Source organism: Enhygromyxa salina, assembly GCF_002994635.1.
Taxonomy (GTDB): domain Bacteria; phylum Myxococcota_A; class Polyangia; order Nannocystales; family Nannocystaceae; genus Plesiocystis; species Plesiocystis salina_B.
On the sequence record NZ_PVNL01000001.1, the window covers coordinates 20,746 to 42,486 of the forward strand.

Here is a 21,741-nt window from a genome sequence, read left to right on the forward strand (position 1 = left end):
TCCGTCAGGTATTTTCGAGCCGTCGGGCCGGCGACGGACTCGCAAGCGCAACGGAGCCAAGCCAAGCGCTCGGTCGGCGCGAAGTTGCAGCGGCTGCAGCGACACGAGGTGAGTCGGGCCGAGCAAGCTGTGAGGGAGCCCTGCACCCACTCGGCGGCCGCGCCAAACGAGAACGCACAATGGGCTCAGCCTCGTACGAAACGACGAGAAAAGTTGCGGGCTCGACTCATGCGGATGGCACTTCGTCGGGGTTCCGAGCGTGGCAGATTGCCTCGAGGATGGGTGCTCTTCAGCGGTTGATCAGCGTGGCCATCGCCGCGTGTGGCGTGCTGCTCAGCGGGTGTGGGGATCGCCCGGACCTGCCCGGATCGGGGCTGCGCGGTGCACCAGATGTCTCGATGCTCGAGCCGCCCAGCCAGGCGCCCGGCGAGCCGCATCCCTTCGATCGTTGCTCAAATGGAGTCTGCCCGCGGGAACAGGCTGGGTATCTGTTTTCCGGGGAATTCCACGAGCGCGTCGTGGATCTCAGGGTCCATGGCTGCTCGATCGGGCTCGACTTGGTGTGGGCCCGCCGCTATCGCTCGCGCCTGGGACTGGCCGCGGGGCAGGCGGCGCTTGGGAACAACTGGGACCACAGCTACAACTGTCCCATGACAGCCGTCACCGCTCAATCGAGTTGGAAAGGATATGGAGAATGAAGTCGACAATATCAACAAAGGGTCGTCCTTGCGTGACACGACGCATCGCGTTGCTGTTCACCGGATTTACAGCAACAGCAACATACACCGAGCCCGCTCACAGCGCGCCAGCGTGCCTGGCGGGCGAGCATCTCGATCTCATCGACCCAGTGATCGAGGTGATCGAAGGGCCTGGTGACGCGACTGAGGAGCTCGAGCGATGGTCAAACCTGAGCTTCAGCTATTTCGAAGGTCCGCGTGAGCTGCACCTCAACAACGAAGGCTTCGAGCTACAGAGGGTGAAGTAGATGGCTGACCGTGTGACAACCTGGCTTGTATTTGCGCTCATATGGGTGGGCTCGGGTCAGGTCGCCAGTTGTGGCCCCTGTGGCCCTGACTTCGATCTCGTCGAGTCTGGTGAGTACGAGATTGTCGGGGGGCTCTACGGCAAGCTCAGCCCAGAATATGAGGATCTCGTCGGCGCTCGGCTGTTAGTCGACCGAGATACGGAGATCTCGACGATTCGCTACACGCGCGACGGCACCACCTACGAGGTCCGTCACTCGTTGGCTGACCTGTGAGACTCCGAGGAGTGGCGACCTTACCATCGGGTCGCCGTGCGTGCACAACCCGGACGAACCTCGCGTCCGCGGCGCTGAATGCCGACGATAATTTTCACGCCAGGCTCGGCGAACACCGCCTTGGGCCCCGTCGGCGCGTTGACGACCGCGAGCCCGGCCTGCATGCCGGTGGTGTTTGTCGCGGTCTCGCGCGCGAGCCATCTCAGCGCTGGCCGAGCATGGACGCGCCGCTCGACCAGCTCGCCGCGATCCCACAACCGATGACCGATTGACCGGTTGACCGGTCGAGCACACCGCCTGGCGCGTGCAGCCTCACTCCGCCGCGTAGAAGCTCTCGAAGAAGGCCTTGGTCGCGTCGGTGCCGAGCGACGGCCACACGTGGCCGCCGGGGTGAGAGCAGAACGTGACAGGGGTATCCATGCCGCAATTGTCGTAGGCCACGCAGCCCTCGGGCGCGCTGCCCATCGACGTGGGCTCACAGCCCGCGAGGGTGCGGAAGAAGTCGCGGAACGCCTCCCGCCCCGCGTTGAACTCGAGCTCGCCGATCGTGACCCACGCGGCTGGAGTCGAGACACACTGCTCTGGCTCGAAGTAGATGACGGCGCCGCCGACGGCGATCGCCCGGATGTACTCGCGTCGGCAACCGAGCACGCCGGAGAAGGAGCCGCCGCCGCTGAAGCCCATCGAGAAGATGTTGTCTTCGTCGATGCACAGCTGGTTTGTTGCGGTCTCGACGATCGTGTCGAAGTAATTCAGCTCGAGCTCGATGCCGGCCGGCCAGCTGTCTGCGGGGCTGTCGTAGTCACGCCACGCGTTGTTGATGGCCTCGGGGATGATGATGATCGCGTCGGTGCGAAACGCCGTGCGGATGTCGGTGTCGCCACCCAAGGTGTCCCAATTGTCGGGATTGCCACCGTTGCCGTGCAGCGCCAACACCAGCGGCCAAGGACGGTCCGTCGAGTAGCCCTCTGGCAGTCGCACGATGTAGCGGCGCTCGAGCCCGTCGAGCATGAACTGCTGCTCCCCCTCTTCGAGGCTGGTGAGCGCGGTGCAGCCAGGGCTGCCCTCGGGCAGCTCCATTCCGGTGTCGCCGGTCTCGCCGGTCTCGCCGGTCTCCTCGCCGTCGGTCTCGCCGGTGTCACTCGGGTGGTCGGTCGTGGCGCCGTCGCTGCTCCCATCCGTGTCGGACGAGTCGGATGGCTCACTCGCGCCGTCCGTCGAGCTGGCGTCACCGGCAGACGTGTCGGCGCTCTCGCCCGACTCGTCCGACCCACCAGATGGGGTTGGCTCAGCGGAACAGCCACAGCCAAGCAGAACCAGCACAATCGCACGTCGAGCGAGCATTGGCGGACCCTATCACGCGGCTGGCGCCCGCGATGCCTCCGCGATACGTCGGCCGATCTCGGCTTGGCTGACCAGCTGGCAGCCGCTTGAACGACTCTGCGGCTCCGGCTCACAGCCGGTAGGACCCCGGGTTACCCCGACTTGCATTAATCAGCCGTGACTCAGCCGTAGGGCGCTTGGACGTTCTCGAAGCGCATCGCAGAGAAGTCGCGGAGCAACGTCGGCTCACCGAGCCCGGCGCGGTCCGGCAAGCGCACGCGATACAGTGAGCCACCGCGCGCGAACACCAGCGAGCTCGCGTCCCGATCGGCCCACTCCCAGTCGGGCCACGCCAGCAACCGGCCCGACGCCGCGTGCTCGAGCTCGTGTTCGTCCCAGTAACATCCGTGGCCAACCGGCGCGCCGATCTGCTCGTGCGCGCGCTTGCGGAGCACCCATCCGCGCGGCAACGGCTTCTCGAACACGGTGCACCTGTCGTGTTTGACGCCGGTCTCCTCGACGAGGGTCCACCCGTCGCGCAGCAGTCGGACGTAGTACACGCCAGGGCACTCGCCGCCAAAGCACGCCGAAGGTACAAATGATGGATCGCGCGTGACCTCCGATGATCCGCGCATTGGCTTGTGCCCATATCCATCGTTGAGCCAGTACTTGCCCTTTCCCGTGAACAGGCCGCCGCCGTGCCAGCAATCGCCCTTGCCCAGCAGCACCAGCGCGCGCAGGTACGGCGCCCGAGAGATCGCCGTCCACGACCCGCCGGTGTCGGAGCCCCACCGCCCGTTCATCGCAAAGTAGATCAGGTGGCGGCCATCCGGCGACAGGTCAGCGCGTCGCTCATAGATGCGCCCACGCAGCCACTGGCCCAGCTCGAAGGTGTCCTTGCGGCGGTTCCACAGCAGCGCGCACACGCTCTTGGATGGCCCGCGCCGCAGCACGACACCGACCTCGGCGTTGCGGGCCAGGAGCACGTGCACGCGCGGCGGGAAGGCTTTGGTCATTGTGATTCCAAGTCTGGAACAGGAACCAGGAGGGCGGCCCCAGATGTGCCTGGCGTCGTGAATTCGAACTAGTCGGTGCTCTAGATGCCGACGATGATCTTCACGCCAGGCTCGGCGAACACCGCCTTGGGCCCCGTCGGCGCGTTGACGACCGCGAGCCCGGGCGTGCCGAGCTCGAGCTCGCTCTGTGACTCGCCGGCGACCTTGATCACGTGCTCGGTCTTGGGCCCGGCGATCTTGACCTCGAACTCGCCGCTCTCCTTGCGATCGAGCAGCAGCCCGGCCATGTCGGGCTTGTCGGCGGGCGCGAGCACGGCGTCGTACGGGTAGAACTCCGTGATCGTCTTCTCGAGCTGCGTCAGCCGGGTCTCGAACGCGGGGATCCGCAGGTAGTCACGGGCCGCGGCGTCGTCGTAGGCGGCCTGCACGAAGCGCACCTGGGCGAGCGCCCGACCGTAGTAGTTGATGCGACCGGCGGGGTAGCTGAAGGTCTCGAGCTCGCGGTAGCGCTCGTACCAGACCGTCTTGAGCCCCTCGAACCGAGTCTGGGCCTCGAGCTCGGCGCGCGCGAGGTGGTTGTCGAGCAGATCGGGGGCGTAGCGCTCGGCTCGCTCGAGTCCGGCTCGCGCGGCGGTGAACTGACCGATCCCCATCATGTTGCGGACATAGACGAGCTCGAGCAGCGCACGCAGTCGCGGGTAAGCCTCGTCGGCCTCCCACTTGGCGAGCAGCTTGCGAGCCTCACCCGTGCTGCGGGCGGCGGTCGCAATGATGTTCTGAAAGCTCAAGGTCCGGTTGCCCGGATCGAGCTCCAGGGCCTGGGCCAGGATCTTGCGCGCCGCGGCGTCCTCGTCGGCGGCCAGGTGGATCGCCGCCCGCTGCATGAACAAGCTCATCAGGGTCTCGCGCAGCTTGGCGAGCTCGGCGTCGGGGATCGCCCCCTCGGCCTCGGCGTAGGTCGCGAGCCCGCGCTCGGTGCCCTGGTCGTAGTCGCGAGCGTAGATCTGCAGCGAGGCCGCGTACATGCTCAGCTCGAACTTGTCGATGATCCGCTGGGCCGCGTCGACCTTCTTGCGTGGATCAGGCAGGGCGAGCGCCGCGGAGATCGCCGAGTCCTCGTGAGCGAGCGCGGCGTTGTAGATGATCGCGGTTCGCTTGTCCCACCACACCTGCTGGGCACCGACCTGATCGGGCGGCATCAGGCGCTGGGCGTGATCGAGGTAGCCGACCGCCTCGGCCCCGGTCCCGTAGTGACCGAGGGTGTAGACGTCGACCTTGTTCAGCACCGTGATTGGATCGCGGTTCATGCCGAGCGCGAGCTCGAAGTCCGCGAGCGCGTCGGCGTACTCACCGTCGCGCACGCCAGCTTGGCCGCGCTCGAGGTAGATGACCGCGATCATGGTCTTGCAGCCGCGGCAGCCCTTGCCCTCCATCAGGGTGTCGATCGCCTCGGTGTAGCGCTCGACCTTCATGAGCGCGCGGGCGTAGGCGATGCGGCTCTCGTCGCGGGTCGCGTCGAGCGACAGAGCCTCGCGCAGGTGTCCCATCGCATCGTCGGGCTTGCCGTCGCTCATCAGCCGGCCGCCCCGGTTGATCAGCAAGTTGACCAGCAGCGCCCGCGCCTCGACGGAGTCCTTGCCCTTCGAGCGCATGGTGTCGCGGTACAGCGCCTCGGCCGTGGCCTCGTCACCCGCGTTGAGGGCGATCTGTGCCTCCTCGAGCTTGCTCTGGGAGTTCTTGAAGTACGCACAGCCACTGACGAGCAGCAGCCCAGACAAGCTCAGCGGCAACAGACGGCGGTTCTTGAGCTGCATGATCACCCTTATATCGCTGCCGTTTTCGTATTACAAATCACGCCGAGGAACCCGTCCTATAGATCAGTAAATCTCCGGCGGAGCGCCGGATCCGGTTCAGTTCCGCGCCGCTTCAGCGGGAAAAATCGCGCGAGCTTCGAGCGAAAATCGTCACTCGCCAGACACAGCCCGCAACGCCGGTTGGATGTGCTCTTCGAAGCGCAGCACGGCCTCGACCAGGCTCGCGTACTTGTCCATGTCGAGGGCCTGCGCGGCGTCGCACAATTGCTGCTGGCGAAAGCTCTCGGTGTGCAGGGTCTCCGTCATGGTCCCGTCGACCAGGTACCCGAGCGAGGCGATCATGTTCTGCCCGACGATCTGGTGATCGCCCGCCGGGTGGCTGGGATCGAAGATCACCGGCAAGATCGTCTGCTTGCGCACGTGGGTGATCACGTTCAGATCCGGGTGAAAGCGGCAGTACCCACCCTTGACATACAGCGTCTTCATGCCGCGCTCGCACAGCACGATGTCGAGGTTGCCCTGGTTGGCGATGTACTCGGCGGCGAAGAACCACTCCTTGGCCTCGTTGCCGAACCCGCGCTTGAGGATCACCGGCTTGTGCGAGCGCCCGACCGCCTCGTGAAGATCGAAGTTCTGGGCGTTGCGGGTCCCGATCTGCAGCATGTCGGCGTGCGCGGCGATCTCGGGCACGAGGTTGTGATCCATGACCTCGGTGACGTAGGGCAGCCCGGTCTCCTCGCGGGCCGCGTCGAGCATCGCCAGGCCCTTCATGCCGAGCCCGCGCCAGTCGGTGGGCCGCGTGCGGGGCTTGAACGCGCCCCCGCGCAAGATAATGCGATCGAGCACGCCAAACCGCTCGCCGATCGACTTGGCCAGCTTGGCGATCGCCAGCACCTGCTCGAGCTCCTGCGCCGAGTCGGGCCCGACCATGAACACGTGCTTGCCCGCGCCGATCCGCCGGACCAAGCCGTCGAGCCCGGGGACCTCGACCGGTCGCCGCTCGCGAATGTGCGCGCGCCCGTCCTCGCTGCGCACGACCCGAGCGATGTTCTTGTAGTCGCTCGCAACCGCCCACGCCTGGCGCACGCCAGGCAGCCCGCGCAGGTAGCCCGCGCGGGTCTCGAAGGTCCGCGTATCCCCGACCACGCAGGCGGTCACGAACAGCGGCGCGTCCTCGACCTCGACCTTGTTGCCGCAGCGGGCCGCGAGATCGCGGATCTGCTGAAGCGTGGTCTCGTTGCCCTTCTCGACCTCGATGATCATCTCGGGGCAGCGTCCAGGATCGACGTGGCGCACGCAAGCCCGCCGCCGCGCGACCGCCCCGCGCGGCGATCGACTCAGGCCTGGGCCAAGGCCTGGCCGAGCAGCTCGAGCCCGGCTTCGATGTCCTCGCGCGAGCACGCGAAGCTCAGGCGCAGGTGGCCTGGCGCGCCGAAGGCCGAGCCCGGCACCGTGGCCAGGCCCTTGTCTTCGAGCAGGAACGTGGCGAGCTCGAGATCATCGGCGAACCGAGCCCCCTCGCCGCACTGGGCCGAGAAGTCGGGGAACACGTAGAAGGCGCCGTCCGGCTCGACGAGCTCGGCCCCGGCCGCGCGCAACCCTGCGATCATCGCGAGGCGACGCTCGGCGAACCGCTCACACATGACCTCGACCTCCGCGTTCGCGGCCGGGTCGGTCACCGCTGCGATCGCGGCCCACTGCGCGGGCGTGCTCGCACCCGACGTCATCTGGCCCTGGATCGCGACGACCGCGTCGGCGATCGGCTCGGGCACGACCAAGAACCCGATCCGCCAGCCGGTCATCGCGTGACTCTTGGACACGCCATCCACGATCACGATCTGATCTTCGATCCCCGGGATCCCCCGGACCGCGCGGACCACCGAGGCGTGCGGCTCGCCGTAGGTCAGCTTGCGGTAGATGTCGTCGGTCAGGATCCACGTCTGCGGCGCGTGCTCGGCCAGGACCTGCGCGAGCGCCCGCAGCTCGGCGGCCGAGTACGCCACCCCCGTGGGGTTGGACGGGCTGTTGAGCAGCAAGTACTTGGTCTTGGGCCCGACGGCCTCGCGCAATTGCGCGGGGGTCAGCTTGAAGTTCTGAGCGCGCGGACACGAGACGATCTTGGCGGTGCCGCCCCCGAGCTGGACCATCTCCGGGTACGAGACCCAGTACGGGGCGCAGAACACCACCTCGTCGCCGGGATCGAGCGTGGCCATGAACAGGTTGGCCAGGCTGTGCTTGGCCCCGCATGAAACGATCAGCTGATCGGCCGAGATCGCGATGCCGTGGTAGGCCGCGAGCTCGGCGGCCGCGGCCTCGCGCAGCTGCGGCAGGCCGGGGACCGGCGCGTAGCCAACGGGCGCGTTCACCAGGCGCTTGGTCACCGCGGCCGCGATCGCTGCGGGCGGCGCGAAGTCGGGCTGGCCCGCGCTGAAGTTGTAGATCTTGCGGCCGGCGGCGCGGAGCTGACCCGCGCGAGCCGAGATCGCCAGCGTCGCCGAGGGTTTGATCGAGCGAGCGACCGCGTTGCTGTTGAGGGGGTGAAACGGTTGGCTGGTCATGGAAGGCTCGTCTGCGAGGGAACGTGGCGGAGAAACTCGAGCGCGGTCTGGCCGTGGTCGCGCACGGCCTCGCTGTGCAAGCTGGCGGGGAACGGGATCTGGGGCGACCGTCCCCGGTGCTTTTGGTACTCGATCACGATCACCGCGTCGTCAGCGAGGTGCTCGTGGGTCACCAGCGCGTCGAGGACCGCCGCGTAGAGATCGAGCTGCTCGTAGGGTGGGTCGACGAGTACCAGATCGAAGCGGCCTGGGCCCAGACCAGCTGCGCGCCCCCCTGCCCGGCCGCCGCGGTCACCGAGCAGCTCCCGCGCGTCGGCTTGGATGACGCGTGCGCGGCCGCTGATGCCCAGCGTGTCGAGCTGGCGAGTGAGGAACCGCGACAGCTGTGGCTGCTGCTCGACCAAGATCGCGTGCGCTGCCCCACGACTGAGCGCCTCGATCGCGAGCGCCCCGGTTCCGGCGAAGAGATCCAGGACCCGCGCGCCGACGACCTCGCGCTGCAGTCGATCGAAGATCGCACTGCGCACGCGACTCGAGCTCGGGCGCACACCGGTGATCGAATTGGGCAGCGGCAACAGTCGCCGCCCCCGAAGCGCTCCGGACACGATCCGCTGCACGACCGATCTGTAGCGCTCCGGCGCGCCCGTGAAAAGTCGCCTGCGTGAGCCAGCTTGGATCCCGCGTTGCTCGGCTCCCTGTAACCTCGCGGCCATGCGCTCACCTCGATCACCGCTGGCCCTGCTGCTCCTGATCCCGCTCGTCGCCGCGTGCGGAGACGACGGTGGGCCAGCCGACAGCGGAGAGACCAGTCAGAGCGGGGATGGCGACGGCGATCCAACCGGCGACGGCGACCCAACCGGCGACGGCGATGGAGATCCCGGGGATGGCGACGGCGACCCGACCGGTGATGGCGACGGCGATCCGACCGGCGACGGCGATGGCGACCCAACCGGCGACGGCGACGGCGACCCAACCGGAGATCCCTGCACCCCCACGGACTGGGACCCCGCCGAATTCGCCGCGGTCTACGACGTCGGCCCCGGCCACGCCTACGAAGATCCCTCGGCGGTGCCCTGGGACACCTTGGGTCCGGGCTCGCTGATCCGGATTCACTGGCGCGAGCAGCCGTACCGCGACAAGTGGGTGATCAACACCGCCGGGACCGAGGCGGCGCCGATCGTGGTGACCGGCGTGCCCGAGAACGGCCAGCTCCCGGTCATCTCGGGTGACGGCGCCAAGACCCGGTCCGAGCTCAGCTTCTGGAATCAGCCGCGCGGCCTGATCAAGATCGGCGGCGCCGATGCCCCCGGCGGTGACGCGGCCTCGTGGATCTTCATCGAGAACCTCGACCTGCGCGACGCGAGCTCGTCGAACAGCTTCAGCAATTCCGGCGGCGCCACCCAAGCCTACTCGGGCAACGCGGCGGCGCTGTATGTCGAGTGGGGCGACCACCTGTTCTTCCGCAACAACGAGGTCAGCTGGTCCGGCAACGGGATCTTCACTGGATCGCAGTCGTCCGATGTCCACGTGCAGTGCAACTACGTCCACGACAACGGGGTGCCCGGCAGCATCTACGAGCACAACTCCTATACGGAGTCGGTCCGCATCACGTTCGAGTTCAATCACTACGGGCCCCCGTGCCCGGACTGCGGCGGCAACAACCTCAAGGATCGCTCGGCGGGTACGGTGATTCGCTATAACTGGATCGAAGCCGGCAATCGCCAGCTCGATCTGGTCGAGAGCGACCACGACGAGCTCGTCGCGCTGCCGGAGTACGCCCGCACCTACGTCTACGGCAACGTGCTGGTCGAGCCCGATGGGGCCGGCAACAGCCAGATCCTCCACTACGGCGGCGACCTCGGCGATCAGGCCTACTACCGCAAGGGCACCTTGCACCTCTACAACAACACGGTGATCTCGACCCGCAACGGCAACACCACGTGGATGCGGCTGTCGAGCAATGACGAGACCTGTGACGCCCGCAACAATGTGGTGTACGTGACCGCTGGCGGCGCGACGTTGGCGATGACCAGCGGCACGGGCCAGCTCGAGCTGCGCAACAACTGGCTGGTCGAGGGTTGGACGGATACCCACGACAACCTGACCGGGAGCGTGACGGATCTGGGTGGCAACGTGGTTGGGGCCGAGCCCGGGTTCGTCGACTTCGCGGGCCAGGACTTTGGTCCGGCGCCCGCGAGCGAGCTGCGCGACGTCGCGGGCCCGCTCGCCGATCAGGTGCCCGCCCCCACCTGGGCCTACATCAAGCACCGAAGCGGCGCGCCGCGGGTCGACGACGGCGAGCTCGACATCGGCGCCTACGAAGGCTGACGCGCCGTCACTCGAACCGGCCGATCAGCTCGATGACCGGCGGCCCCTGCCAGCGCTGACCGAGGCTGTCGGAGGTGATCTGCTCGCGGCCGAGCACCAGCACGCCCGCGCGCCGACGCAGGCGATCGCACTGATCCAGGATCCGCGCGACGGTCTCGGGGGCACGCGGCGCCAAGCTGGGATCGATCTCGCACAGTGAGCCCTCGTAGTAGAGGTGGCAGCCGTGCGCGTCGTCGGGCTCGGCGTCGTTGGGCATCGAGCGAAACCGCAGGTCCGGCGCGAGCAAGCGCAGCGGTGAGCGATCCGGGGCCAGGCAGCAGTCGAGATCCGGCTCGTCGGTGGCCTGACGCGGGCGCACGAACCACAGCGTGCACCCGTCGAGATCGCGCCCCTGCAGCTGCTTGGCCAAGAACACGTACTCGGCCTGAAACGTGTACACGTGGCGCCAACCCGGCCGCGCGGCCACGCTCTCCACCACCACCAGCGCCAGCGCACCAGCGCCCAGCCAGGCCCGCCGTTGTCCGGCCCGCGGACCTTGCAGGTAGTCGCTGGCCGCCTCGCCGACCTGGGCCGCCAGCAGCACCAAGATCGGGAGCGCCAGCACGAAGTAGCGGGCCCCGGTCAGCCCGTCGTGGGTCAGGTTGCGGCCGATCGGGATGAAGATCAGCGCGAGGCTGAGGACCGCGCCGAGCAGCAGGCGCCAGCGCCTGGCCCACGCGGCCAGCCCGATCCCGACCACCGCCAGGCCAAGACACAGCGGCGAGATCCAGTGCGGCGGCGTGATCGTCGCGACCCAAAATTGCGAGACCAACAGCTTGGCGGCGTCACGGATCCCGTCGAGCTCGGGGCCTGGGTGGTTGCTCGGCACCACCAGGCGGACCCAGGCGTAGGCCCCGAGCGCAGCCCAACACACCCCAAAGTAGAGCGCGTCGGCGAAGCGTCGCGCGGGCGCCAGCCAGGTCACGCGATCTTGCCCAAACACCGGGCTCACCACCGACCACACCACGATCAGCGAGAGCTGCGGCCAGCAGTCGACCCGAGTCAGCACCGCGAGCACCACCAACACCAGGCTCAGGATCCGCGGGACCACGCGAGGATCGGCCGCAGCGCGCAGCCACACCACCCAGGCCGCGAGCGCCAGCGTCCCGGCCAGCACATGCTCGGAGCTCGACGCCGACAGCCGCACGGCGATCGGCGCGAGCGCGAGCAGAACGCCCGCGACGACCCCCGCGCTCAGCGAGCCACCCAGGCGCCGGACCAACAACACGACCAGCGGCACCGCCAGCGCCCCGACGACCCGCGCCAGCGCGAACGCGACGTTCACGGTCCACGGGCTCAGGGCCCGGACGCTCGCCTGCAGGACCGCCGCGCTGGCACCAAAGCGCAGCTCGCCGACGCCCGCGGGCGGCAAGAAAGATCCGTACCAGTTGCCGACGCTCGCCACGACCCAGAACCGAGCAACCAACGCCAGCACGAACACCGCAACCATGGCGATCCCCCAGCGGCGCGCGTGGCTCCGCGCCGCCTCGTCGCCCGCGAGCTCGCGCCAGCGCTGCCCCGCCGCGACCAGGCCCAACCCCAGCGCAGCCAGCCACGCGACGCTCGCGACCACCAGCGGATCCGCGACGTCGACCCCCGCGAGGCTCTCGTCCGCCTCGCCGTCGGTCACGTCGCTGATCTCCGCGACCTGGTCGGGCATCACTGGCGCCAGCTGTTCGCGGACGTCACCGACGAACGCCCGCAGCAGCTCGACCGCGGCCGGGCAGCGCTCGCCCAGCTCGGGCGGCGCGTAGTAGGCCAGGTCCGCCCCTTCGTGGGTCGGCTCGCGCACGCACCCGCGCGGACCCAGCAGCGCCGTGTGAGGCCCGGCCTCGCTGATCCACTCGATCTCGGTGCGGAACAGCGAGGTGTCGACGCGGCCCAGCGAGCACGGCCCGGCCGCCGCGATCGGCCGCATCCGATCGAGCAGCTCGTCGACTTGGTCCTTGGACAGGGCCTGCTCGCAGGTCTCGCTGAACCCCGGGCTGGCCCCCGCTCGCGCCGGCCACAGCGCGATGAGCAGCACCAGCAGGCTCAGCACGCTGCGCAGGATCGCGGCCACGGTCCGAGTATAACGAGCGCACGGGGAGCCGTCGCGCGACCGCGAGCCGTGACCGGCGGTCGCGCGGACGACCGACCAGGACTAACATCGTGGCCGTGAGCGACTCCGAACCAGGATCTCCGCGGTGGACGATCGCCGACTACGTCGACGGCGACGAGGGGCGCATCGTCGCGCTGTTCGAGCGCGTGTTCGCCAAGCCGATGGGCGCCAGCGAGAGCCTCGACCACTGGCGCTGGAAATTCGCCGCCAATCCGGTCGGGCCCAAGGTCATCGAGCTGGTCTGGGATGGCGAGCAGCTCGTCGGCCAATACGCGATCTCCCCGCGCAGGCTGGTGTGCAACGGCGAGCGACAGCTCGCCGCGCTCAGCCTCGACACCATGACCGACCCCGACTACGGCCGGCAGGGCATCTTCACGGCCAGCGCCGAGGCCAGCTACGCGCGCCTGATCGACAATGGCTTCACCTGCGTCTACGGGTTCCCCAACGCCAATTCGATCCACGGGTTCGAGAAGCGCCTGGACTGGCGGGTCGTCATGCCCACGCCCGTGCTGGTCAAGGCCCTCGACGTGGGTGAGTTCGTCGCGGACAAGCTCGGGCGTCCAGGCTTGGGTCCGCTGCTCTCGGTCGCCTCACGCCAGGTCTCGCGCGCGCCCTCGCTGGTCGACGCCCTCGCGGCGCGGCTGCGTGGGATCGAGGCGCTCACGGTCGGGGAGTTCGAGCAGTTCGAGGCCTGGGCCGACGGGCTGTGGACCCGCTGCCAGGCTCAGCATGGCGCGTGGGTGATCCGCGATCACGAGTTTTTGGCCTGGCGCTACGACGCCCGGCCCGAGTCGGACTACCTGCGGCTGCGCGTCGACGGCCCCGATGGCGAGGTCGCCGGCTACGCCGTGCTCGCGTTCGCCGAGCGCGAGCAGGGTCTGTGCGCCTTCGTCATGGACCTGCTCGTCGATCTCGAGATCCCGGGCGCGCTCGCCAGCCTCCTGCACGGCGTCGAGCAGCACGCGCGAGACCGAGGGTGCGCGTTCGCCAGCGCCATGGCTGGGCCTGGTTCGCGCTATCGCCAGGCCCTGCTCCGTCAGGCCTATCTTCCGCTGCCCGAGCGGCTATTTCCGCAGGAGCTCTACTTTGGCGCGCGGGTGTTCGGCGACGGTGACCAGGCGCTGCTGCAGCCCGAGCGCTGGCAGCTGAGCTGGGGCGACATCGACGTGCTGTGAGCGTCAGGCCTGCGCGCCACGGGGCCGCGCGCGAGGACCAACCGCGAGGTTCGCAACCAGGTACAGCAGCAACCGAAACCCGGCCAACACCAGCAGCGTCTCGATCGCCCCCGTGATCCCTCGCGTGGGGATCAGCCACAGCCCAACCCCAACTGAGCAGCCCAGCGCCGCCAGGTTCAGCCACAGCTGCAGGCGAAAGCGCGAGAGCGCGGTCAGGGTCTGCGACAGCATGTTCGCCAGCCCCAACACCACCGCGGTGATCGACGCGATCACCAGCTCCGGCAGGTACACCGCGTACTCGGGGGTGTACGCGTAGCGCAGGTACGCGTCGCCGATCACCGCGACAATCGCGACCCCGAGCCCGTTGAGCACCACCACCAAGCCGAGCAGCTTGACCAGCAGCAGCCAAAACCCGCGGGCGTCGTCGATCGACAGGCGCGCGAGCTTGGGGATCGCCGCGTTACCCAGCGCCACGTTGACCACTCCGCTGGCTTGAATGACCGACAGCACCGCCGCGAAGAACCCGGCAGCCTCGAGCCCGTGGGTGTCCTCGAGCACGTAGGTCGGGACATTGCCGGTCAGGCCCAGCAGCCCCGCCGCGAGGCCCATCGGCAGCGCCTCCCAGATCAGCCCGCGCAGCCGGACCGGATCAAAGCGGGGCCGCAGCGATCGATCGCCAGGCGTTGGATCGTCGGGGACCTCGACCTGCGCGGCCTTGCGCCGATCGTAGAGCAGCGTGTGCAGCGTCAGCCCGACGGCGACGAGTGCCAGCGCAAAGATCTCGTCGCCCACCGCGAGCCCGAGCGCGAGCAGCCCGATCCACAGGCCGCCCTGCACCGCCCGCGAGATCCCGATCGTGTCCATCTTCTGGGCCCGCTGCGCGCGGGCATACAGAATGTCCGAGACGCTCCCCGCCACCCGGATCACACCGAGCAGCACCACGACCGCAGCCACCTCCCACGGCCAGCCGCGGATCAGACACACCCCCGCGGTCACGGCCAGCGACAGCGGCAACAGGATCGCCCGCAGGCCCAGATAGTCCGCGAAGCCCCAGCGCGCCCGGGTGTCGACCACGTAGATCGGTCGCAGGTGCAGGTTGGCCAGGATGATGACTGGCGTGGCCACGGCCAGACCCAGCGAGTACCGACCCAGCGCCTCGGGCGAGCCGAGCTTGGCCACGACGATCAACGCCAGCCACTGCGCGGCGGCGAAGCTCAGCTCCCCGAGCAAGGTCCACGAGAGGCTGCGACCGACCGAGTCCGGGGTCTCGCTCATGGGCCTCGGTGGGCCTGCGTCTTGGCGGTGGTCATGGCTGCGCAGATAGACTGGGGTATCATCGCGGGCATGGGCGAACCAGTGCTGCGCGCGGACAAAGACGCGCTCTCGCTCAGTCTACGGGCAAACCCGCGGCTCGTACGGCGCTGGCCAGGCGCCGGGTCGTGCGCGCTGAGACGGCCAGTCGCACAGGAGCCCTCACGGCCGTGACAGCGGAGCTCCGAGAAGCCAGCGAGCGCGACCTTCCCAGCCTCGCGGAGCTGCTTGGCGCCCGCGAGGGGCTCGCCGGTCCGTACCTCGGCACGCGCCGGGTCCTGCTCGACCTCGACCCCGCTCGGATCCGCATGTGGGTCGGCGTGACCGCCGAGCGCGTGGTTGCGATCAGCTGCGTGGAGCTCCGGCGCCTGCAGGTCGGCGCAACGATCATCGACGCTGGGTACTGGACCGAGCTGTTTGTCGATCCTGGGCACGATGAAGAAGAGCTCGACGCGCGACTCGGCCGGGCGATGCTGCGTGGTCTCGACCAGGCCGGGATCACGCGGGTGTATCTGGCCCTCGATCTCGGCGAGTCTCATGTTCGGTCGCTCGACAGGTACCGACGCGTCGGCATGCGCGAGCTCGCCCGCTACGTCGTGCGCGTCAAGCCGCTGCGACCGCTGTCGCTGGTGTCCAAGCAGCTCGGGCTCCCGGCGCTGGCCGTTCGGATCGCCGCGCCGCTCGACCTCGTGGCCGGGCTGCCGCTGCGCGTGCCGGGCTGGCGGCCCCGTCCCCCGCGGGGCAGCTCGATCGTCACGCTGAGCCTGCCCGAGGACAGCGAAGCCGTGGCGCAGCTGCTGATGCGCTCGCGCGCCGGAACGGTCACGCGTGCGTGGGACAGCGAGAGCTTGTGCGCGCGCTACCGATCAGCGACCGATGACGCTGGCTACACGATGCTGGGCCTGTGCCAAGCCGGGGTGATCATCGGCGTCGCCGTCTATCGTGTGGCCACGCGTCCGAGTGGCGTGCGCGTGGGCGTGGTCATGGAGCTCGCCGCGCGCGACGACGACCCCCAGACGCTCGCGCTGCTGCTGAGAAGCATCGAACGGCGCGCGCACGCTCGCGCGGCCGAAGCCGTACTCCTGCTCGACTCACTCGGACCCGGGGTCGCCAAGCTCGCGCGCGCAGCCGGGTACCTCGACAGCGGCGAACGCTTCGCGCTGCTGACCGCCTCCGCCGGCGAGCGCGAGCGCGAGGATCCGGTCCATGACGCCGACGCGTGGCGGTTTCCGGTCGCGGATCACGACGGACTTTGACCACATCCGCTCGCGCGGCCAAACCAAAAGCTCTCGGCGACAGCAAGTTGCCCGGTGGGAACCAGTGGCCAATGCCAGGGCAACTATCAACATTGATCAGCTCAGCGAATATCACGCAAATTACAGCGGCGCGACCGCAGCGCGAGCCCCTCGCAATCCCGACAACCGGGCGCCTGGAGTGATTTTCGTGCGGATACCGGCCCGTGGGCCGCAAGTCACCGGGGTCATGCGTGCGCCCGAAACGTGTCCCATCATACCAGTTTTTCAAGACTTTTGCTGGCACAGGACTTGCGTAAATGGAGCGCGCGCACCGCTCGCAGTCTCCGCCCTCGAGATGGACAACACTGCTCTGGCTGCCCAAATGCGCCACTTTGACGTCCATCCCGCGAAAGCCGAACAGATGACCACCAACCGCGACTGTCCCACCGTGACCCAATCGATCCACCGGGATACGCATTTGTTTGTAGGTGATCTCGGCTGGCTACGAAATCCTTTCATAGTAGGTTCGCGCCGGTTCAACATGCCACCCGTAGCAGGATCGCCCGAACTATCCCCCTTCCACCCCCCTCCGTTGGCTCGCACCGCGCTGCAACGACGGGGTCGCCAATTGGGCGCCACCATGGTCAGCGTCATGCTGCTGACCGTATCGTTGATGACCGTTGCGGTGCTCGTCGTGCGCTCGTCCAACCGCGAGGTCTCACAGGCCAACGCCGTCGTCGCCCGCGAGCGTGCGCTGATGGCCGCGCAAGCAACCATCGAGCTTGGCGCCGCCCAGTTTCGCCAGGCGATCACCACGGCTGGCAGCGCGCAGGTGGTCCTCAACCAGGCCCTGACCGGCTACAACAACCCGGGCGATCAGAGCGTCTGCAGCTCGATCTTCGAAGACTGCATTCCGGGCGGCAACGGCAACAGTCAAGTTCCCGGCACCGGTCAGAAGAACCGTTGGGTCACTGGCAAGTCCGACTGCGCAGGTCGTCCCTGCATGCGTCAGGGCGCGATCGCGTTCTTGCCCGACGCGGAGGGCGTCACCACCAACTGGGTGCAGGTGCCGCTGCGTGACTTGCTCGAGGGCGCAGACTCGGAGGCGCGCGTCAGCCTGTGGGTTCGCAACAACTCCGCCGACGCAATCGACACCGGCGGCGGCACCTGGACCACCGACACCGACGGTCGCATCATCCTCACTGGCGTCGCCACGGTCCGCAACACCACAATCGCGATTGAGCAAGAGATCGTCCTGGCCCCCGGCAGTCAGCAGCAGGCCTGGTCCATGAGCTCGCCCGACGTCGGCTACGGTGGTGGGCACAACAACGACAACGTCATGGCTGACGTCTGCGTCGAGAACTTTCTGGGCTACGAGGAGAACTGAGATGCGCAAGCAACACGACAAGCTGTCCACCCGCGGCCATTTGTTGCGATGGGGCCTGAAGCTCGCTTCGGCCACGCTCTTGCTGTTCGGGCTCGCCGGGCACGCACAGCAGGCCAACGCGCGCCTCGATCCCTTCTACATCGTCCACGGCGCCAGCTATGGCGCGATCTCGCCGCGGATCCTGTTCGTGCTCGACAACTCGGGCTCGATGGCCATGGACGAGACCTACTTCCCCATGGCCCCGTTCCCCAACACCAAGTGCTGGTGGTCCAACTGCGAGGACGCGAGCAAGGGCGTGCTGCAGAGTCGGGTCCACGCCGCCCGCGACGTCATCAGCGAGATCGCCACGACCAACTCCGGTCGCGCCGAGTTCGCGCTCATGACCTTTGGCACCGCCAATCCGCCAAACGACGATGGCGGCGAGCCGGTCCCCGATCCCTGCACCGCCCAGGCGACCGTGGGGTCCGTGGTCGCGGGCGAGACGTATCGCTTCACCTGGGTGAAGAACGTCAATCAGCCGTACTCCACCCAGTGGAAGCCGGCGACCAACGCCTTTGGCGGCCAGGGGTTCTGGGTATTGTGCGGCGACAACCGCCCATTCCCCTATTTGCGTCACGACGATCTCGGCGGCTTCTCCATGCCAAACAACAGCAATGACCCGCTGTTGGATCAACCCTTGTACCAGACAGAGTCCAGCCTCGCCGCGTTCGAGAGCCACGCCAACCGCGAGCGCAAGGTCCACTGGTTCCCGCGGTTTCTCGGGCGCCGCTTCAACGTCGACTGCGCCGATCCATACTATCAACACCTGGTGAATCGCTCGGCGGGCGACTACGGCAGCACCGACGCCGCCAAGCAAGCCGCGATCTGTGGGCGTGATTTCTACTACTGGCCCTACGTCGACGGTCACCCCGGCTATTCGTTCTACGATGGTCTCAGCGAAGACAACATGTCTCACCAGGAGTGTGACGACAACGCGGTCTGCTCGACCAAGACCAATCAAATTCACCGCACGGGCGTGACCCGACGCAATCAGTTTGTCGGCGCCACGCTCTATGCGCCGTTCTACTCCAAGGCCGTCAAGGACGACATCAACATCCCCATGACCGAGCAGGGCCCGCGCACGCAGGCCGACGCCGACTTGATGTTCAACGGAATCGTCGACAAGACCTTTGCGGGTGGCGCCGACGCGGCCTCGGGCACCCCAATGGCAGTCGCCATGGGCGTGCCCGAGTATATGGTCACGTCGGACATCAACGGCAACATCACCGGCGCCAAGCCAGCGATGACCAAGAGCAACCGGCCATTCGCGCAGCCCACGATCGCCTCGTATCTCGCGTTCATGCGGCTCGCCGAGACCGATCAGCTGTGCCGGCCAATGTCCATGATCATCGTCACCGACGGTCAGCCCGACCCCTGGGCCTCGCAGGGCGGCACCAAGCTGTACCAGCGCCTGCGCAGCGTCCGAAGGCTGCTTGGGGTCAAGACCTACATGGTCGCGTACACCGAGGGGGTCTACGACAATCCGACGACGCTCGAGCAGACCCACAACATGGCCTGCGCCGCGGCCGGGGCCAATGACACGACCAACCCCTGCGCGGGTGGCAACGATCACAACGATTGGGACACGTGCAACGACCCGACTGATCCGGTCAATGGTTGCGCGTGGCTATCATCTGATCACACGGAGCTCTCGGAGGCCCTGACCAAGATCATCACTCGGGAGATTCAGCTCGACGTTCCCAGCGGCACCCCCACCGTCGCCAACGACTTTCAGCTGTCGGACCCCAACAATCCGGAGTCCTCGCAGGCGGCGGTGCAGACCTCGATCAGCTCGTGGACGGAGGCGCCCGGCTGGACGGGTCACGTCGCGCGCACCGGCTGCACCGACGAAGATCCCAACAACCCGGGACAGCTCACCGCGTACTGCCAGAACGTCGCCGATGTGCCGCTCGACACCGATGAAGTCGAGACCTTTGGCCCCTGCCCGCTCAGTCGGGTCTGGGACGCGGGCGAGTGTCTCGCGCTCACCGACTGGACCGCGCGCCGGATCTACACGCACGATCTCAGCAACAACGTCATCAGGGTCACGGACGGTGGTGGCGTCCCAACGCCGGAGTTTGTCGCGCTCGTCGAGGCGCTCGACGGGCTCGGGCGCATCACCCCCGCCCTATCGGCCAACGGCCCGCAGAAGACCGCCGAGATCGTCGCAATGGCCGAGTGGCTGCAAGGCCGCAACATGCCCGACAATTGGAAGCTGGCCGGGACGCCCAATTCGGCGCCTATCCTGATTCGTCGGGTCCCCAAGCAAAACCCGTCGTTCCTCCCCAGCGTGGGCATTCGTGATCCGCACTGCGCGGGTCGCCGCAACGCGCAGGGTGACGAGGTCCCCGACTCGCTCAAGTCATTCTCCTCGGGTGCGTGGCAGATCGCGTCTGGCGGGGGTTTTGGCGACCACTACGACTACGCCGAGGCTGTCCTGATCGGCGATGACTTCGGCATGCTTCACGGCTTTCACTACGATAGTGGCAATGAGCTGTTCGGGTTCGTCCCGGCCGCGCTGCTGACCAACTCGCGCAAGCTCTCCATCAAGGGACCCGAGAGCTTTGGCCAGGGCAAGAACGCCAAGGAGCACCTGTTCGGGATCGCCTCCACGGTCAACACTGGCTGGGCCTTCGACAAAGACGCCGGCAAGTGGCGTCACCTGGCGGTGTTTGGGCTCGGGCCTGGTGGCACCGAGATCATGACGCTCGACGTCTCGCACATGGGCCGCCTCCAAGATGACGACCCGATCGAGGTCGTGTGGACCACCTCGACCGCCGCCAACGCGGCCGACTACGCGGCCACGCTCGGTCAGACCTGGTCACGTCCAGCCCTGACCTACGCCGCGCCCAACCACGAGATGTCGCTCGAGCCGACCGCCTACATGGTCTTCGGCAGCGGCTATCGCAACGGCGTCGGTGACGTCGAGCGGGGTCGCACCGTCTGGGTGGTCGACGCCATGACGGGTGAGACCGTGACCCAGCGAGCCTACGTCGCGCCGCCTGTCGCCAGCAGCTACGACGTCCTCGACGATCTCACCCAGGCCTCCGACATCGCCGTCGGCTCGCACTGCCTGTCGCGCTATTGGGGCGAGATGCAAGAGGCCTATTGGGTCGACAACGGCGGTCGTCTGTTCCGCTGGGACCTGGCGACCGAGACCAGCGACGTCACCACATTCCCACATACCGGCGACAGCGGCGGCGTGTGGCCACAAAACCTCGACGGATTCTCGGTCGCCACCGAGGCGTTCCGGTTCCCGGCCTGCGCGGGGACGGGCACGTTCTCATGCTCGATCGCCGCCAACAACAAGGGTGACGTATTCAGCTTCTCGCCGGCCGTCGTCGCCAACAACCGCATCGACGAGATCAACGATCCAGGCACGATCTTGCCGCTGGAGGACCGCGATCAGTTCCTGATCGCGCTCGCGAGCGGCAACCCCAACGACAACGCGATCGACAGCGGCGACGAGGAGAACGACTTCCACAGCAGCATCTACATGCTGACGGATGACCACGTCGCGGATCAGAGCGCGGGCTTCGACATCCCCGCCAACGCGCCCACGACAGCGCCTGGCGCCCACGCTCACTTCATGCGACTGCCGCTCAACCAGATCGAGCGCACGCGCACGATCTATTACCCCGACGGGACCGACAGCGTAGAAGTCCGAAACTTCGGAAAGGCGGCACGACCGATCCGCGCGCCCATGATTCGCGTCACCGGTCTCGCCGATGGCACCAACCAAGCCGACGCCGAGGTCTACTATGTGTCGTACACGATCTACGAGCCCGGTAATCAATCGTGCGACAGCCGGTGGTTCGACGACAACACGGGCGAGTGGGTCACCGATCCCGGCGCCACCTACGACATCACGTTCCGCTTGATCAACTCGGGCAATGATCCGTTCGACTTCACGAACGGCTACTCGCTCCCCGCTGACTTCAACGATGGCTTCGGCACTGGCGGCGGCCTGAGTGGGCCGGTCGTCAGGCAGCAAGAGTGCGAGGGCGACAACTGCGGCGCGGTGCTCAAGGCGCCAAAGACCTCACCTTGCGATCCCAACGAGGACGCCCCTCCAGCCGGCGGCGCGGTCTCGGTTCAGGTCGGCTACTCCGAGTTGGCGGGCTTCTCACCGCTCGAGGTCGAGTTCTAGCGCGGGG

The 21,741-nt window shown here is 67.6% G+C and carries 16 protein-coding genes; 8 read left to right on the forward strand and 8 right to left on the reverse strand.

What is annotated here, in order from left to right; all coding sequences use genetic code 11:
• The first annotated feature begins 305 nt into the window (after nucleotides 1–305).
• From ENSA7_RS00095 to ENSA7_RS00100, 3 genes are read left to right on the forward strand one after another with little or no spacing between them, the layout of a single operon-like run.
• Entirely contained in the window at nucleotides 306–698 is a 393-nt protein-coding gene (locus ENSA7_RS00095; RefSeq protein ID WP_146157146.1) for a DUF6531 domain-containing protein, read from the forward strand.
• A gap of 50 nt (nucleotides 699–748) precedes the next feature.
• Nucleotides 749–985, forward strand: coding sequence for a hypothetical protein (locus ENSA7_RS41915; RefSeq protein ID WP_181232808.1), 237 nt, complete (start codon nucleotides 749–751; stop codon nucleotides 983–985).
• A gap of 45 nt (nucleotides 986–1,030) precedes the next feature.
• Entirely contained in the window at nucleotides 1,031–1,258 is a 228-nt protein-coding gene (locus tag ENSA7_RS00100) for a hypothetical protein (RefSeq protein WP_146157148.1), read from the forward strand.
• Nucleotides 1,259–1,570: 312 nt separating this feature from the next.
• Here the strand turns inward: ENSA7_RS00100 and ENSA7_RS00110 are convergent, their stop codons facing one another.
• From ENSA7_RS00110 to rsmD, 6 genes are all read right to left on the reverse strand, one after another.
• Nucleotides 1,571–2,602, reverse strand: coding sequence for an alpha/beta hydrolase family protein (locus tag ENSA7_RS00110; RefSeq protein ID WP_106087137.1), 1,032 nt, complete (start codon nucleotides 2,600–2,602; stop codon nucleotides 1,571–1,573).
• A 161-nt stretch (nucleotides 2,603–2,763) separates the two neighbouring features.
• The gene (locus ENSA7_RS00115) at nucleotides 2,764–3,597 is read right to left on the reverse strand and encodes a hypothetical protein (protein WP_106087138.1); all 834 of its coding nucleotides are present in this window, start codon (nucleotides 3,595–3,597) and stop codon (nucleotides 2,764–2,766) included.
• Between the two features lie 80 nt (nucleotides 3,598–3,677).
• Nucleotides 3,678–5,411 (reverse strand): tetratricopeptide repeat protein, encoded by a 1,734-nt coding sequence (locus ENSA7_RS00120; RefSeq protein WP_146157149.1) that lies wholly within the window; start codon nucleotides 5,409–5,411, stop codon nucleotides 3,678–3,680.
• Between the two features lie 150 nt (nucleotides 5,412–5,561).
• The gene (locus ENSA7_RS00125) at nucleotides 5,562–6,674 is read right to left on the reverse strand and encodes a 3-deoxy-D-arabino-heptulosonate 7-phosphate synthase (RefSeq protein ID WP_106087182.1); all 1,113 of its coding nucleotides are present in this window, start codon (nucleotides 6,672–6,674) and stop codon (nucleotides 5,562–5,564) included.
• Nucleotides 6,675–6,748: 74 nt separating this feature from the next.
• Nucleotides 6,749–7,969 carry a pyridoxal phosphate-dependent aminotransferase gene (locus ENSA7_RS00130; protein ID WP_106087140.1) on the reverse strand — a complete coding sequence of 407 codons (1,221 nt, stop codon included), beginning with the start codon at nucleotides 7,967–7,969 and terminating at the stop codon, nucleotides 6,749–6,751.
• On the reverse strand, nucleotides 7,966–8,682 hold the full coding sequence (rsmD, locus tag ENSA7_RS00135) for a 16S rRNA (guanine(966)-N(2))-methyltransferase RsmD (RefSeq protein WP_146157150.1): 717 nt from the start codon (nucleotides 8,680–8,682) through the stop codon (nucleotides 7,966–7,968). Before rsmD ends, ENSA7_RS00130 begins: the two co-directional genes overlap by 4 nt.
• Here rsmD and ENSA7_RS00145 point away from each other — a divergent pair.
• Complete coding sequence (locus ENSA7_RS00145; protein ID WP_181232810.1) at nucleotides 8,681–10,297, forward strand: polysaccharide-degrading enzyme; 1,617 nt, start codon at nucleotides 8,681–8,683, stop codon at nucleotides 10,295–10,297. The two genes, rsmD and ENSA7_RS00145, sit on opposite strands and share 2 nt — an antisense overlap.
• Nucleotides 10,298–10,304: 7 nt before the next feature.
• On the opposite strand, the gene ENSA7_RS00150 is transcribed toward ENSA7_RS00145, so the two are convergent.
• Nucleotides 10,305–12,398, reverse strand: coding sequence for a hypothetical protein (locus ENSA7_RS00150; protein ID WP_106087143.1), 2,094 nt, complete (start codon nucleotides 12,396–12,398; stop codon nucleotides 10,305–10,307).
• A 95-nt stretch (nucleotides 12,399–12,493) separates the two neighbouring features.
• On the opposite strand from ENSA7_RS00150, the gene ENSA7_RS00155 reads away from it, so the two are divergent.
• Nucleotides 12,494–13,612: a GNAT family N-acetyltransferase gene (locus ENSA7_RS00155; protein WP_181232812.1), complete on the forward strand. Its 1,119-nt coding sequence runs from the start codon at nucleotides 12,494–12,496 to the stop codon at nucleotides 13,610–13,612.
• A 3-nt stretch (nucleotides 13,613–13,615) separates the two neighbouring features.
• On the opposite strand, the gene ENSA7_RS00160 is transcribed toward ENSA7_RS00155, so the two are convergent.
• Nucleotides 13,616–14,887: a lipopolysaccharide biosynthesis protein gene (locus tag ENSA7_RS00160; RefSeq protein WP_106087145.1), complete on the reverse strand. Its 1,272-nt coding sequence runs from the start codon at nucleotides 14,885–14,887 to the stop codon at nucleotides 13,616–13,618.
• Between the two features lie 206 nt (nucleotides 14,888–15,093).
• Here ENSA7_RS00160 and ENSA7_RS00165 point away from each other — a divergent pair, with 206 nt between their 5' ends.
• The 3 genes from ENSA7_RS00165 to ENSA7_RS00175 all read left to right on the forward strand — a co-directional run bounded on the left by ENSA7_RS00165 (nucleotide 15,094) and on the right by ENSA7_RS00175 (nucleotide 21,734).
• Nucleotides 15,094–16,179: a hypothetical protein gene (locus ENSA7_RS00165; protein ID WP_106087146.1), complete on the forward strand. Its 1,086-nt coding sequence runs from the start codon at nucleotides 15,094–15,096 to the stop codon at nucleotides 16,177–16,179.
• 631 nt (nucleotides 16,180–16,810) lie between these two features.
• The gene (locus ENSA7_RS00170) at nucleotides 16,811–17,545 is read left to right on the forward strand and encodes a hypothetical protein (protein WP_244923666.1); all 735 of its coding nucleotides are present in this window, start codon (nucleotides 16,811–16,813) and stop codon (nucleotides 17,543–17,545) included.
• Between the two features lies 1 nt (nucleotide 17,546).
• Nucleotides 17,547–21,734, forward strand: a complete 4,188-nt coding sequence (locus tag ENSA7_RS00175; RefSeq protein ID WP_244923667.1) for a pilus assembly protein — start codon at nucleotides 17,547–17,549, stop codon at nucleotides 21,732–21,734.
• Nucleotides 21,735–21,741 lie beyond the last annotated feature (7 nt).

Coding starts and splice junctions, on each gene's coding strand:
- ENSA7_RS00145 (WP_181232810.1), top strand. CDS start 8,681: ATGCGCTCACCTCGATCACCGCTGGCCCTGCTGCTCCTGATCCCGCTC.
- ENSA7_RS00130 (WP_106087140.1), bottom strand. CDS start 7,969: ATGACCAGCCAACCGTTTCACCCCCTCAACAGCAACGCGGTCGCTCGC.
- ENSA7_RS00175 (WP_244923667.1), top strand. CDS start 17,547: ATGCGCAAGCAACACGACAAGCTGTCCACCCGCGGCCATTTGTTGCGA.
- ENSA7_RS00125 (WP_106087182.1), bottom strand. CDS start 6,674: ATGATCATCGAGGTCGAGAAGGGCAACGAGACCACGCTTCAGCAGATC.
- ENSA7_RS00110 (WP_106087137.1), bottom strand. CDS start 2,602: ATGCTCGCTCGACGTGCGATTGTGCTGGTTCTGCTTGGCTGTGGCTGT.
- ENSA7_RS00120 (WP_146157149.1), bottom strand. CDS start 5,411: ATGCAGCTCAAGAACCGCCGTCTGTTGCCGCTGAGCTTGTCTGGGCTG.
- ENSA7_RS00170 (WP_244923666.1), top strand. CDS start 16,811: ATGCTGCTGACCGTATCGTTGATGACCGTTGCGGTGCTCGTCGTGCGC.
- rsmD (WP_146157150.1), bottom strand. CDS start 8,682: ATGGCCGCGAGGTTACAGGGAGCCGAGCAACGCGGGATCCAAGCTGGC.
- ENSA7_RS00160 (WP_106087145.1), bottom strand. CDS start 14,887: ATGAGCGAGACCCCGGACTCGGTCGGTCGCAGCCTCTCGTGGACCTTG.
- ENSA7_RS00115 (WP_106087138.1), bottom strand. CDS start 3,597: ATGACCAAAGCCTTCCCGCCGCGCGTGCACGTGCTCCTGGCCCGCAAC.